Source organism: Nocardioides proteolyticus (assembly GCF_051280635.3).
Taxonomy (GTDB): domain Bacteria; phylum Actinomycetota; class Actinomycetes; order Propionibacteriales; family Nocardioidaceae; genus Nocardioides.
Window position 1 is genome coordinate 1 of sequence record NZ_JBNBPO030000005.1, and the last position, 13,233, is coordinate 13,233.

Annotated in this window: 12 protein-coding genes; all 12 read right to left on the reverse strand. The window is 73.4% G+C overall.

Annotated features, from left to right (window positions below; genetic code table 11):
* Positions 1–359: 359 nt before the first annotated feature.
* The 12 genes from ACPOLA_RS04135 to pheT are packed head-to-tail and all read right to left on the reverse strand — an operon-like array spanning position 360 to position 13,228.
* Positions 360–965, reverse strand: a complete 606-nt coding sequence (locus tag ACPOLA_RS04135) for a DNA-3-methyladenine glycosylase (protein WP_435769128.1) — start codon at positions 963–965, stop codon at positions 360–362.
* Positions 949–2,433, reverse strand: coding sequence for an argininosuccinate lyase (argH, locus tag ACPOLA_RS04140; protein ID WP_435769129.1), 1,485 nt, complete (start codon positions 2,431–2,433; stop codon positions 949–951). The genes ACPOLA_RS04135 and argH overlap by 17 nt, the downstream gene beginning before the upstream one ends.
* Entirely contained in the window at positions 2,430–2,930 is a 501-nt protein-coding gene (locus tag ACPOLA_RS04145; RefSeq protein WP_435769130.1) for an NUDIX hydrolase, read from the reverse strand. Before ACPOLA_RS04145 ends, argH begins: the two co-directional genes overlap by 4 nt.
* The gene (gene argG, locus ACPOLA_RS04150; RefSeq protein WP_435769131.1) at positions 2,930–4,360 is read right to left on the reverse strand and encodes an argininosuccinate synthase; all 1,431 of its coding nucleotides are present in this window, start codon (positions 4,358–4,360) and stop codon (positions 2,930–2,932) included. The genes ACPOLA_RS04145 and argG overlap by 1 nt, the downstream gene beginning before the upstream one ends.
* Positions 4,357–4,887, reverse strand: coding sequence for an arginine repressor (locus tag ACPOLA_RS04155; protein ID WP_435769132.1), 531 nt, complete (start codon positions 4,885–4,887; stop codon positions 4,357–4,359). The genes argG and ACPOLA_RS04155 overlap by 4 nt, the downstream gene beginning before the upstream one ends.
* A complete protein-coding gene (gene argF / locus ACPOLA_RS04160; RefSeq protein ID WP_435769133.1) occupies positions 4,884–5,819 on the reverse strand; it encodes an ornithine carbamoyltransferase in 936 nt (311 codons plus the stop codon). The genes ACPOLA_RS04155 and argF overlap by 4 nt, the downstream gene beginning before the upstream one ends.
* Positions 5,816–7,075: an acetylornithine transaminase gene (locus ACPOLA_RS04165; protein ID WP_435769134.1), complete on the reverse strand. Its 1,260-nt coding sequence runs from the start codon at positions 7,073–7,075 to the stop codon at positions 5,816–5,818. The genes argF and ACPOLA_RS04165 overlap by 4 nt, the downstream gene beginning before the upstream one ends.
* The gene (argB, locus tag ACPOLA_RS04170) at positions 7,072–8,010 is read right to left on the reverse strand and encodes an acetylglutamate kinase (protein ID WP_435769274.1); all 939 of its coding nucleotides are present in this window, start codon (positions 8,008–8,010) and stop codon (positions 7,072–7,074) included. Before argB ends, ACPOLA_RS04165 begins: the two co-directional genes overlap by 4 nt.
* A gap of 17 nt (positions 8,011–8,027) precedes the next feature.
* On the reverse strand, positions 8,028–9,191 hold the full coding sequence (argJ, locus tag ACPOLA_RS04175) for a bifunctional glutamate N-acetyltransferase/amino-acid acetyltransferase ArgJ (protein ID WP_435769135.1): 1,164 nt from the start codon (positions 9,189–9,191) through the stop codon (positions 8,028–8,030).
* 33 nt (positions 9,192–9,224) lie between these two features.
* Positions 9,225–9,626, reverse strand: coding sequence for an ACT domain-containing protein (locus tag ACPOLA_RS04180; RefSeq protein ID WP_435769136.1), 402 nt, complete (start codon positions 9,624–9,626; stop codon positions 9,225–9,227).
* Complete coding sequence (argC, locus tag ACPOLA_RS04185) at positions 9,623–10,651, reverse strand: N-acetyl-gamma-glutamyl-phosphate reductase (protein WP_435769137.1); 1,029 nt, start codon at positions 10,649–10,651, stop codon at positions 9,623–9,625. Before argC ends, ACPOLA_RS04180 begins: the two co-directional genes overlap by 4 nt.
* A 60-nt stretch (positions 10,652–10,711) precedes the next feature.
* Positions 10,712–13,228, reverse strand: a complete 2,517-nt coding sequence (pheT, locus tag ACPOLA_RS04190; RefSeq protein ID WP_435769138.1) for a phenylalanine--tRNA ligase subunit beta — start codon at positions 13,226–13,228, stop codon at positions 10,712–10,714.
* Between the last annotated feature and the right edge of the window lie 5 nt (positions 13,229–13,233).

The following is a 13,233-nucleotide window of genomic DNA, read 5'->3' on the forward strand; positions in this document are numbered from 1 at the left end:
GGCATCTTCTGCCAGAATCATCATTGCCGAAAACCCACCAACACCCCCACAAACAAGGGCGCTGGCACAAACAAATACACAACAAACATATGCATGACACACTGTTGAGTTCTCAAACATCACACGCACTCGCGCTTCGGACCGGCTAGCGGCCTTCGGTCGCGGGGCAACCTGTGAAACGTTACCCGGGTCGTTTCCCCTCGTCAACTCGGCGTGACCGCCGGATCTTGAGATGGGTTCGGACCCCGGTGCCTGGGCACTGGACCTCCCCCTTTCGGCCTTGCGGCCGGGGGCTGTCTCCGCGTGCTGCGGCGAGAGGGAACATTACCCACAGCCGTCTGCGGGATGCAAAACGGGGGTCACCCGGGCTGCTCTGGCCCCTCGGCACGGGGGTGCCGACGGTACGGCGACACCGTCGGATCCCCCGCGATCCAGAACCGCCACGGCCGATCGGCCGCCAGCCGGAGGCCGGTGCGCGGGCCCGCACGGTGGTCGGGGGGTGCCTGGTCCCGGCCGCGAAGCTCGAGCCGGACCGCGCCGGTGGTCAGGTCGGTGCCGTCGTGGCCGAGGGTCAGGCCGAGCGCCTTGCCGAGCCGACCCGGCCCCCGGGCGAGGTCGCGGTCGGCGGCGCCGGGCCGACGCTCGCGGGCGACCTCGATGCCCTCGACGACCTCCCCCGCCCGCATCAGGACCGCGCCGGGGCCGAACTCCTCGCCCACCGTCACGTTGGCGCACACGTGGATGCCGTGGCTGAGGTAGCAGTAGAGGCGGCCGGCGGGACCGAACATGGTCGCGTTGCGCACCCGCCGGCCGCGGAAGGCGTGCGAGCCCGGGTCGCTCGCGCCGGCGTACGCCTCGACCTCGGTGAGCCGGACGGCGACCTGCCCGTGCCGGACCACGGCACCCAGCAGCCGGAGGGCGATCTCCTCGGGCGGGCCCGAGAGCTGCTCAGCGAGCGGGGTCACCGGCGACACCCAGCGCGTCGCGGGCCGCTGCGACCGCGGTGCGCAGCTCGGCGAGCTGCTCGCGCACCCGGACCGGTGCCGTGCCGCCCCGCCCGTCGCGCGCGGCGACCGACCCCTCGACCGTCAGCACGTCGCGGACGTCGGGCGTCAGGTGCGGCGAGATGGCGGCGAACTGCTCGTCGGTCAGCTCGTCGAGCTCCACGCCGAGCTCCTCGCAGCGGCGCACGCAGGCTCCCGCGAGCTCGTGGGCGACGCGGAACGGCACGCCCTGCTTGACCAGCCACTCGGCGATGTCGGTGGCGAGCGAGAACCCCTGGGGCGCGAGCTCGGCCATCCGGGCGGTGTCGAAGACCAGGGTGGCGACCTGGCCGGTGAAGGCGGGGAGCAGCACCTCGAGCGTGTCGATCGAGTCGAAGACCGGCTCCTTGTCCTCCTGCAGGTCGCGGTTGTAGGCGAGCGGCAGGGCCTTGAGCGTGGTGAGCAGGCCCGTCAGGTTGCCCACCAGACGCCCGGCCTTGCCGCGGGCGAGCTCGGAGATGTCGGGGTTCTTCTTCTGCGGCATGATGCTCGACCCGGTCGACCACGAGTCGTGGAGCGTCACGAAGCCGAACTCCTTGGTGGCCCAGAGGATGATCTCCTCCGCGATCCGGCTGACGTCGACGCCGGTCTGGGCGGCGACGTACGCGAACTCGGCCACGAAGTCCCGCGCCGCGGTGCCGTCGACGGAGTTGGCCGAGGAGCCGGTGAAGCCCAGCTCGCGCGCGACCAGCTCGGGGTCGAGCCCGAGGCTCTGGCCCGCCAGTGCTCCCGAGCCGTACGGCGAGTCGCCGGCCACCCGACGCCGCCAGTCCTCGAGCCGCTGGACGTCGCGGAGCAGCGGCCAGGCGTGGGCGAGCAGGTGGTGCGCGAGGAGCACCGGCTGCGCGTGCTGGAGATGGGTGCGGCCCGGCATGATCGCCGGCCGGTCGCCGAGGTGCCGCTCGGCCTGCCCGGCGAGCGCGTCGACCAGGTCGAGCACCAGCCGCCCGACGACGGTGGCGTGGTCGAGGAGGTAGCGGCGGAAGAGCGTCGCGATCTGGTCGTTGCGGGACCGGCCCGCCCGCAGCTTGCCGCCGACCTCGGCGCCCACCTCCTCGATGAGGAGGCGCTCCAGGGCCCCGTGGACGTCCTCGTCGTCCGGCGCCGGGCGCAGCGACCCGTCGGCGACCCGCGCCGCGAGCGCGTCGAGACCGGTGTGCAGCGCGGCCTCCTCCGCGCCGGTGAGCAGGCCGGCCGCGCCCAGGGCCTTGGCGTGGGCGTGGGAGCCGGCGATGTCGTAGGGCGCCAGTCGCCAGTCGAAGTGCGTGGAGCGCGACAGGGCGTCGAGCTCGGGGGACGGGCCACCGGCGAAGCGGCCGCCCCACAGCCTGCCGCCCTGCGTCTGCCCGCCGGTGTCGCCGGTGTGGCTCTCGCCGCCGTGGTCGGTCATGCCGCTCCTCCTCGGAGGTGCGCGATGGCCGCGCGCATGTGGTCGATCAGGCGCGGGTCGACCGCACCGCCGTCGTGGTGCAGGTCCTCCGGTGTCCACCACCGGGCGTCGAAGATGGACTGCGACTCCAGCAGGTCCAGCCCCTCGAAGCTGACCGGCGTCTCCTCGAGCGCAACCGCGAAGAGGGTCGCCTCGTTGACGTAGGCGCGTCCGTTCCAGGAGAACTCGACCTCGTAGCGCCCGAACGGCGCGCCGAGCTCGCTGGGTGCGACCACCAGCCCGGTCTCCTCGCGGAGCTCCCGCGCGGCGGCCTCGGCCAGCGACTCTCCAGGGTCGGCGGCACCGCCGACGGTGAACCAGTAGCGCTCCTCGGGAAGGGCCGGGTCGCAGCCGAGCAGCAGCAGCACCCGGCCGTCGGCGCTGACCGGCAGCACCCGCGCGACGGTGCGGCGGGTGGCGGTGGATCCCCCTACCGGGGCGGGAGTCTCGGACGACATCAGTCGGCGCCCAGCTCCATGGCGGCCTCCTCGAGGAGCGCCTCCTCCTCGCCGCTCAGCCCCGGGTTCTCGGTGATCTGCTCGGCGCCGCCCGCCTCCAGCTCGCCGTAGAGCGTGCCGTGCTCGACGAGCACCTGGCCCTGGTCGAGCGGCTGGGCCGCGTAGAGCTCGAGCTTGGCGCGGGAGTCGGCGATGTCGAGGTTGCGCATGGTGAGCTGGCCGATGCGGTCCATCGGCCCGAAGGCGGCGTTCTCGGTGCGCTCCATCGAGAGCTTCTCCGGGTGGTAGGAGAACGTGGGGCCGTCGGTGGCCAGGATCGTGTAGTCCTCGCCCCGGCGCAGCCGCACGGTGACCTCGCCGGTCACCAGCGACGCGATCCAGCGCTGGATCGACTCGCGAAGCATCAGAGCCTGCGGGTCCAGCCAGCGACCCTCGTAGAGGAGTCGGCCGAGCCGCCTGCCCTCGGAGTGGTAGATGGCGACGGTGTCCTCGTTGTGGATCGCGTTGAGCAGCCGCTCGTAGGTGATCCACAGCAGCGCCATGCCGGGCGCCTCGTAGATGCCGCGGGACTTGGCCTCGATGATCCGGTTCTCGATCTGGTCGGACATGCCCAGGCCGTGGCGGCCGCCGATGGCGTTGGCCTCCATGACCAGGGCAACCGGGTCGTCGTACGTCGTGCCGTTGATCGCGACCGGGCGGCCGTCCTCGAAGCGGACGGTGACCTCCTCGGTCTCGATGGACACCGAGGGGTCCCAGAACTTCACGCCCATGATGGGCTCGACGGTCTCGAGGGACACGTCGAGGTGCTCCAGGGTCTTGGCCTCGTGCGTGGCGCCCCAGATGTTGGCGTCGGTGGAGTACGCCTTCTCCTTGCTGTCGCGGTAGGGCAGCCCGTGCTCGGTGAGCCACTGGCTCATCTCGGCGCGGCCGCCGAGCTCGGTGACGAACTCGCCGTCGAGCCAAGGCTTGTAGATGCGCAGCGCCGGGTTGGCGAGCAGGCCGTAGCGGTAGAAGCGCTCGATGTCGTTGCCCTTGAACGTCGACCCGTCGCCCCAGATGTCGACGCCGTCCTCGTGCATCGCCCGGACCAGCTTGGTGCCGGTGACGGCCCGGCCGAGCGGCGTGGTGTTGAAGTAGGCACGGCCGCCGGACCGGATGTGGAAGGCGCCGCAGGCGATCGCGGCGAGCCCCTCCTCGACGAGCTCGCGGCGGCAGTCCACCGCACGGGCGATCTCGGCGCCGTACTCGAGGGCGCGGGCGGGCACCCCGGAGATGTCCGGCTCGTCGTACTGGCCGATGTCGGCGGTGTAGGTGCACGGCACCGCGCCCTTGTCGCGCATCCACGCGACCGCGACGGAGGTGTCGAGGCCGCCGGAGAAGGCGATGCCGACCCGCTCCCCGACCGGCAGGGAGGTGAGGACCTTGCTCAACTGTCGTTCCTTTCAGGCTGTGCCCGCTCTGCGAGAGCGGCGAACTTGTGGGCCAGGGCGTCTCCCCCGGCAGGGTCGCGCCCGATCACGAGCACGGTGTCGTCGCCGGCGATGCAGCCGAGGAGGTCGGCGAGCTCGGCCTTGTCGATGGCGCTGGCGAGGAACTGCGCGGCGCCGGGCGGCGTGCGCAGGATGACCAGGTTGGCGCTCGCCTCGGCACTGACCAGCAGCTCCGAGCAGAGCTTGGACAGCCGGTGCTGCGCCGCGGCGCTCTCCCCGGCCACCGGTGTGCGGTTGCCGCCCTCGGCGGGCACCGCGTAGACGAGCACGCCGCTGGGGCCCCGCACCTTGACCGCGTCGAGCTCGACCAGGTCGCGGCTCAGCGTCGCCTGGGTGACGTGCACGCCCCGGCGGCCGAGCAGGTCGGCGAGCTCGTGCTGGGACCGCACCTCGCCGTTCTCGAGGAGGTCGATGATGAGCGCGTGCCGGGCGCTCTTCGTCAGGGGCGTCAGGGCGTGCTCGCTCACGACGGCTCTCCGGACCTCTCGTGCAGCCACGCGAGGACCGCCTTCTGCGCGTGGCGGCGGTTCTCCGCCTCGTCCCACACCACGCTCTGCGGCCCGTCGAGCACCTCGGCGGCGATCTCGGAGCCGCGGTACGCCGGCAGGCAGTGCAGCACGATCGCGTCCGGCTGTGCCTTCGCCACCAGGTCGGGGGTGATGGCGTACGGCCCGAACACGGCGCGGCGCTGCTCGGCCTCGTCCTCCTTGCCCATCGACACCCAGGTGTCGGTGACCACGACGTCCGCGCCGTGGACGGCCGCGTCGGGGTCCTGCTCCCCCGCCACCGACCCGCCGGTGCCGGCGGCGAGCTCGGCGGCGCGGTCGAACACCGACTGCTCCGGGAGGTAGCCGGCCGGGGCGCCGATCCGCACGTGCATCCCGGCGAGCGCGCCGGCCAGCAGCCAGGAGTTGCCCATGTTGCAGGCCCCGTCGCCGAGGAAGGCCACCGTCAGACCGGCCAGCCGGCCCTTGTGCTCCTGCACGGTGAGGAGGTCGGCGAGCAGCTGGCAGGGGTGGAAGTCGTCGGTGAGCGCGTTGACGACCGGCACGCCGGACATCGCCGCCATCTCCTCCAGGTCTACTTGGGCGAAGGTCCGCCACACGATCTGCGAGGCCTGCCGCCCGAGCACGCGGGCGACGTCGGCGACGCACTCGCGCTTCCCGATGCCGGCGAGCGTGCCGTCGACGAGCACCGCGTGCCCGCCGAGCTCGGCGATCCCGGCCGCGAACGAGGCCTGCGTGCGCAGGGTCGGCTTGTCGAAGATCATCGCCACCGTGCGCGGCCCGGCGAGCGGCTTGCGGTCGTAGGGATGCGCCTTGAGCTCGGCCGCCAGGGCGAGCACCTCCGCCTGCTCGGCGGGCGTGAGGTCGTCGTCGCGCAGGAAGGAGCGGGTCACGGTCCCGCCACCCCTGCTCCGTCGGCCCCGACGTCGGTGCCGGCGCCCGCCCGGACGTGTGCCGAGTCGAGGATGCCCGGCCACGACGCCACGAAGGCCTCGACGTCGTCCTCGGTGAGCACCAGGGGCGGCGCGAGCCGGATGCGCTCGGGTGTGGCCGCGTTCACGATGAACCCCGCGTCCTGTGCCGCGGTGACGACCTCCGCCGCCCGGGGCCGCGCGAGCGTCAGCCCGACGAGCAGCCCGGAGCCGCGGGTCTCGGTCACCCGCCGGTCGGCACCGAGCCCGGCGCGGAGCCGCTCGCCCATCGCCGTGGCGTGCGCCATCAGCCCCTCGTCCTCGACCACGTCGAGCACCGTGAGCGCCGCCGCCGCCGCGACGGGGTTGCCGCCGAACGTGGTGCCGTGGTTGCCGGGGTCGAAGAGCTTGCCGCTGCCGCCGGTGGCGATGCAGGCGCCGATCGGGATGCCCCCGGCCAGGCCCTTGGCGAGCGTGACGATGTCGGGGAGCACGGGCTCGCCGACCAGGTCGGGGTGCTGGTGGGCGAACCACGCCCCCGTCCGGCCGATGCCGGTCTGCACCTCGTCGAGCCACAGCAGGGCACCGCGGTCGTGGGCGATCCGCTGCGCCGCGGGCAGGTAGTCGCGCGGGGGCACCACGACGCCCGCCTCGCCCTGCACGGGCTCGAGCAGCACCGCGGCGGTGCGGTCGTCGACGGCGGACTCGAGGGCCGCCTCGTCGCCGTAGTCGACGAAGACGACGTCGCCCGGCAGCGGCTCGAAGGGCTCGCGGTAGGCCGGCTTCGACGTCAGCGCCAGGGCGCCCATGGTGCGACCGTGGAAGGAGCCGGCGGCGACGACGATCTTGGTACGGCCGGTGCGCCGGGTCAGCTTGAACGCCGCCTCGTTGGCCTCCGCCCCGGAGTTGCCGAAGAACACCCGCGTCTCGACGCGGTCGCGGCCGGGATGCTGGAGCAGCTCGCCCAGCCGCTCGGCCAGCCGGATCTGGGGCGTGCTGGCGAAGAAGTTCGAGATGTGGCCGAGCGTCTGGAGCTGCTCGGTGACCGCCGCGACCAGCCGCGGGTGGGCGTGCCCCAGGGAGTTGACGGCGATGCCGCCGAGGAGGTCGACGTACTCGCGGCCCTCGGCGTCCCACACGTGGGCGCCCGCGCCGCGGGTGAGGATCAGCTTGGGCGGGCCGAACGCGTTCATCAGGGAGCCGGCGTAGCGCTCGGTCCACTCACTGCTCGTGGTCATCCCTGCACCTCCCGGGCCTTGCGCGTCTTGGTCTCGACGCCGGGCAGCACCTGGGTGCCGACGCCCTCGTCGGTGAACAGCTCGAGCAGGACGGCGTGCTTCTGGCGACCGTCGACGACCGTGGCGCGCTTGACGCCGCCGCGGACGGCCTGCAGGCAGGCACCCATCTTCGGGATCATCCCGCTCGCCAGGGTCGGCAGCAGCTCCTCGAGGACCTCGGGGCTGATCTCGCCGATGACCTCCTCGGGGTCCGGCCAGTCGAGGTAGAGGCCCTCCACGTCGGTGAGCACGAGGAGCTTCTCCGCGCCCAGCGCGGCGGCGAGGGCGGCCGCGGCGCTGTCGGCGTTGACGTTGTGGACCTGTCCGTCGACGTCGGGTGCGACGCTGGAGACCACCGGGATGCGGCCGGCCTCGATCAGGTCCTGCACCGCCTCCGGGCGGACCTGTGCGACCTCGCCGACCAGCCCGAGGTCGACCTGCTCGCCGTCGACGACGGCGCCGGTCGGCTCGGCGGTGAAGAGGCCGGCGTCCTCGCCCGACAGGCCGACGGCGAGCGGCCCGTGCTCGTTGATCAGCCCGACCAGCTCGCGCTGCACCTGGCCGACGAGCACCATCCGGACGACGTCCATCGCCTCCGGCGTGGTCACCCGCAGCCCGCCGCGGAACTCCGACTCGATGCCCAGCCGGTCGAGCATCTGGGAGATCTGGGGACCGCCGCCGTGCACGACCACCGGGCGGAACCCGGCGAAGCGGAGGAACGCGATGTCCTCGGCGAAGGCGCGCTTGAGGGTCTCGTCGGTCATGGCGTTGCCGCCGTACTTCACCACGACGATCTTGCCGTGGTAGGCCTTCAGCCACGGCAGGGCGGCGGCGAGGGTCTCGGCCTTCTTGGGGTCGGGCTTGCCGGGCTTGTGGAGCACGTGCTCGATGATCATCTTGTCCTCGGGCGTCGTCATGAGCTGTAGGCGCTGTTCTCGTGCACGTAGGCGTGGGTCAGGTCGTTGGTCCACACGGTGGCCTCCGCGTCCCCCGCCTTGAGATCGATGGTGACGGTCACCTCGCGGCCGGACAGGTCGACCTGCGCGGGGTTTTCGGCCGGTGTGCTGTTGCGGCACACCCAGACGCCGTTCATCGCGACGTCGAGGTCGGCCGGGTCGAAGGCCGCGCCGGTCGTGCCGATCGAGGCCAGCACCCGCCCCCAGTTGGGGTCCTTGCCGAAGACGGCCGCCTTGAACAGGTTGCTCCGGGCCACGCTGCGGCCGACCTCCACGGCGTCGTCCTCGCTGGCCGCGTTGACCGTCGTGATCGCGATCTCGTGGTCGGCGCCCTCGGCGTCGGCGAGCAGCTGCCGCGCCAGTGACGTGCAGGCCTCGGTCAGCGCGGCGGTGAGGTCGTCGAGGCTCGGCTGGATCCCGGACGCGCCGCTCGCCAGCACGGTGACCGTGTCGTTGGTCGACATGCAGCCGTCGGAGTCGAGCCGGTCGAAGCTGACCCTGGTCGCCGCCCGGAGGGCGCGGTCGAGGTCGGCGGCCGGCACCACCCCGTCCGTGGTGAGCACCACGAGCATCGTGGCCAGCGCGGGCGCCAGCATCCCGGCGCCCTTGGCCATGCCGCCGATCGACCAGCCGTCCCGCTCGACGACCACCTGCTTGCTGACGCTGTCGGTGGTCATGATCGCCTCGGCGGCGGCCTGGCCGCCGTCGCTCGCCAGCAGCCCGTGGACCGTGTGCACGCCGTCGAGGAGGACCTGGCGGTCGTTGGCGAGGCCGATCAGGCCGGTCGAGCAGACGACCACGTCGACCGCGCCGATGCCGAGCACCGTCGCGACCTCCTCGGCGACGCGGTGCGTGGTCACGAAGCCGTCGGGGCCGGTGTAGCAGTTGGCGCCGCCGGAGTTGAGCACCACCGCGCGGACCGTGCCGTCCTTGACGACCTGCTCGCTCCAGAGCACGGGGTTGGCCTTGCACCGGTTGGCGGTGAACACGGAGGCGGAGTCGAACCGGGGGCCCTGGTTGACCACCAGCGCGAGGTCGAGGGGCGGCTTGCCGTCCTTGGGCGACTTCAGGCCGACGGCGGCGCCGGCGGCGACGAAGCCGGCGGGGTGGGTGACGCTCATGTCGAGTGGGTTCTCCTGCGTGGAAGGGGGAGGTCAGCGGGCGGGGTCGGCGGCGAAGACCGCGTGCCCCGTTCGTCGCCAGGCCTCCTCGGCCCGGTCCGCGTCGGCGGTGCGGACCAGGATCCAGTCGGTGTCGAAGGTGCTCAGCGGGAACACGCTGATCTCCTCCTCGGCAAGCGGTGTCAGCAGTTCCACGAGGACGCCGGTGAGGGCGAAGTCCAGCGGCCCCTCGACGGCGAAGGCGGTGAAGGGCTTCTCGTGACGGACCTTCGCCGGCACGCTGCGGCCCGCGCAGACCAGCGAGGTCTCCTGGGCGGTCGCCGTGATCGAGAAGATCGAGGAGGACTCCGCCCACGCCGGCACCTCCGCGCCCGCCGGCAGGCGGACCACGGCGAGCGTCTCGGGATAGCGGGCCAGCCGGTGGCTGCGGGTCACGGCGCCAGTCCGACCGTGGTGAGGCCGGTCGCCTCGTCGAGTCCCAGCGCGAGGTTCATGCACTGCACGGCCGCCCCAGCCGTCCCCTTGGCCAGGTTGTCGACGGCGCCGACGGCGACCAGCCGCCCAGCGGCCTCGTCGACGGCGACCTGGAGGTGCACGGCGTTGGACCCGAGCACCGCCTGGGTCTGCGGCCACTGCCCGGCGGGCAGGAGGTGCACGAAGGGCTCGTCGCCGTAGGACTTCTCGTAGGCGGTCCGGACGTCGTCGGCCGTGACGCCGTCCGCCAGCGGCGCCGAGCAGGTCGCGAGGATGCCCCGCGCCATCGGCACCAGGAGCGGGGTGAAGCTGACCCGCACCTGCTGCTGGGTGAGGCGGCCGAGGTTCTGGCTGATCTCCGGCGTGTGCCGGTGCACCCCGCCGACGCCGTAGGCGCTCGCGTTGCCCATCACCTCGCTGCCGAGCAGGTGCGGCTTGGCCGCCTTGCCCGCCCCGCTGGTGCCGGAGGCGGCGACGACCACCACGTCCGGGGTGACCAGGCCGGCAGCGACCGCCGGGGCGAGGGTCAGGGACGAGACGGTCGGGTAGCAGCCAGGCACGGCGACGCGCCGGGCGCCGCGGAGGGCCTCGCGGTTGCCGGGCAGCTCGGGGAGGCCATAGGGCCAGGTGCCGGCGTGGGGGCTCCCGTAGAACCGCTCCCAGTCGGCTGCGTCCGCGAGCCGGAAGTCGGCTCCGCAGTCGATCACCACCACGTCGTCGCCCAGCTGCTCGGCGATCGCGGCGGACTGGCCGTGGGGCAGGCCGAGGAACACCACGTCGTGGCCGGTGAGGACCTCGATCGTGGTCGGCTGCAGGACCCGGTCGGCGAGCGGGACGAGGTGGGGCTGGAGCGCGCCCAGCGGCTCGCCGGCGTTGCTGCCGGCGGTCAGCGCGCCGATCTCGACGCCGGGGTGTCCCAGGAGCAGACGGAGCACCTCACCGCCGGCGTACCCGCTGGCTCCGGCGACTGCGACGCGTGCCTTCATGATGCATGAATATACACGGTCCTGCATGTCACCGACACCGGGGTGGCGCCCGCGGCGCGGTCAGCTCCGCTGCGTCGCCCCGGTCAGCTCCGCGGCCCGCGCCACCGCCGCGTCGCGTGCCGCACCGGTCTCCGCCTCGGTCAGCGTGCGGTCGGCCGCGCGGAACCGGAGGGCGAACGCCAGCGACTTGCGGCCCTCGCCGACCTGCTCCCCGGTGTAGACGTCGAACAGTCGCACCGACTCGAGGAGCTCGCCGGCGCCCTCGCGCAGGGCGGCCTCGACGGCGGCGACCGTCGTGTCGCTGTCGACGACGAGTGCGACGTCCTCCTTCGCGACCCGCAGCGAGGAGACCGCCCCCCCCCGCCGCCCCCCCGCCCCCCCCCCCCCCCCCCCCCCCCCCCCCCCCCCCCCCGCCGCGCTCCGGAGGGGCAGGCCGAAGGCCTTGCACACGTTGGGGTGCAGCTCGCCGGCATGACCGATCTCGACGCCGTCGACCGACACGACCGCGCAGCGTCCGGGGTGCCACGGCATCCGCGCCGCCGCCGCGACCTCGACCCGCACCCCGAGCTCGTCGGCGAGGCGGCGTACGACGGCCATCGCGTCGCTCCAGCCGGCGCTCTCGCCGGGACCCCACCACCCCGGCCGGACCCGCTCGCCGGCGAGGACGACGCCGAGGAACAGCGGCTGGACCGGCAGCGCCTCGAAGAGCTTCTCCAGCTCGGCCTCCGTGGGACGGGTGTGCACGCCGTAGATCGGGGCGGGCCCGTTGTCGGCGGGGAAGGCGACGGTGCCGGTCTCGAACAGCGAGACCCCCGGCGCGCCGCGGCCGATGTTGCGGCCGGCCGCGTCGAGCAGCCCCGGGAGCAGCGTGGTGGTGAACGCCGGCTCCTCCGCGGAGAGCGGGTTGGCCAGCGGCACGGTGTTGCGCAGCGGGTCGTCGGCCGGCAGCCCCAGCCGGTCGAAGGTCCCCTCGCCGACGAAGGGGAAGCTCACCACCTCGACACAGCCGGCGCCGGCGAGGGTGCGACCGATCCGGCGGCGCAGGCGCTGCGCGCGGGTGAGCCCGCGGCCGGTGGCCCGCCGCGGAAGGACGCTCGGCACCTCGTCGTAGCCGACGACGCGGACCACCTCCTCGACCAGGTCGTAGGGGTCGGTGAGGTCCGGACGCCAGGTCGGCGGAGTCACCTCGATCGAGCCCTCGGCACGTTCGCCGACGGTGGCGCCGATCGCCCGGAGGTGCTCCACCGTCGTCATGGCGGAGATGTCGATGCCGCTGAGCCGCGCGGGCAGCGCCGGGTCGACGGCGATGGTCGGGCGCTCCGGGGCCGTGCCCACGAGCGTGAAGCCCGGCTCGGCGGTCGCGCCGCCGTGCTGCACCAGGAGCTCGACCACGCGGTCGGCCGCGACGCCGGGCAGCAGCGGGTCGACGCCGCGCTCGTTGCGCTTGCCCGCCTCGGATGCGAGCTTGTGGCGCCTGCCGGTGCGGAACATCGAGACGGCGTCCCAGTGGGCCGCCTCGATGAGGACGCGGGTGGTGGTCTCGGACATCTCGGTCGTGGCGCCGCCCATCACGCCGGCCAGCCCGATCGGACCCGAGTCGTCGGTGATCACCAGGTCGCCGTCGGCCCCGGGCGCGAGCTCGCGGTCGACCCCGTCGAGCGTGGTGACCCGCTCCCCCGGCCTGGCCCGACGGACGCCCAGCGCGCCCTGGACCTTGTCGGCGTCGTAGCCGTGGATCGGCTGGCCGAGCTCGAGCATGACGTAGTTGGTGACGTCGACCGCCAGCGAGATCGAGCGCATGCCGGCCTGCTCGATCCGCCGCCGGATGTGGTCGGGCGTCGGGCGGGTCGGGTCGAACCCGCTCACCAGCCTCGCCGCGAAGACCGGACATCCGGTGGCGTCGTCGACCTCGACCTGCCAGGCCCTGCCGTCGACCGCGGGCAGCGACCGCTCCGCGGGGTCGGCGAACGGCACACCGAACCCGAGCGCCGCCTCGCGGGCGATGCCGCGCAGGGAGAGGGCGTAGGCGCGGTCGGGGTTGATCTCGAACTCGATCACCTCCTCGCCGAGGCCGAGGAGGTCGAACGCCTCGTCCCCGGGCGCCCCCGCACCGGGCGGGAGCACGATGATCCCGTCGCCGTCCCCGGCGATCCCGAGCTCGGCCGCGGAGCAGATCATGCCCGCGGAGACGTGGCCGTAGGTCTTGCGCGCCGAGATGGCGAAGCCCCCGGGCAGCACGCCTCCCGGCAGCACCACGACGACGAGGTCGCCGGCCTCGAAGTTGTGGGCGCCGCAGACGATGCCCACCCCCTGAGCAGCCTCGTCGGTCCCGTTGGCCGCGTTCAGCTCAGGACCGACGTCGACGGTGCACCAGTTGATGACCTTGCCGTTCTTCTGCGGCTCCGGCTCCTTGGTCAGCACCCGGCCGACGACGAGCGGGCCCTGGATGCCGGCACCCGCGGCCTGGATCCCCTCGAGCTTGAGCCCGAGGGAGGTGAGCCGGTCGGTGAGCACCTCCGTGGAGACGTGCGCGGGCAGGTCGACGTACTCCCTGATCCAGGAGACGGGGGCCTTCATCGGTG

Coding starts and splice junctions, on each gene's coding strand:
- argJ (WP_435769135.1), bottom strand. CDS start 9,191: ATGAGCGTCACCCACCCCGCCGGCTTCGTCGCCGCCGGCGCCGCCGTC.
- argB (WP_435769274.1), bottom strand. CDS start 8,010: ATGATCATCGAGCACGTGCTCCACAAGCCCGGCAAGCCCGACCCCAAG.
- ACPOLA_RS04145 (WP_435769130.1), bottom strand. CDS start 2,930: ATGTCGTCCGAGACTCCCGCCCCGGTAGGGGGATCCACCGCCACCCGC.
- argH (WP_435769129.1), bottom strand. CDS start 2,433: ATGACCGACCACGGCGGCGAGAGCCACACCGGCGACACCGGCGGGCAG.
- pheT (WP_435769138.1), bottom strand. CDS start 13,228: ATGAAGGCCCCCGTCTCCTGGATCAGGGAGTACGTCGACCTGCCCGCG.
- ACPOLA_RS04165 (WP_435769134.1), bottom strand. CDS start 7,075: ATGACCACGAGCAGTGAGTGGACCGAGCGCTACGCCGGCTCCCTGATG.
- argC (WP_435769137.1), bottom strand. CDS start 10,651: ATGAAGGCACGCGTCGCAGTCGCCGGAGCCAGCGGGTACGCCGGCGGT.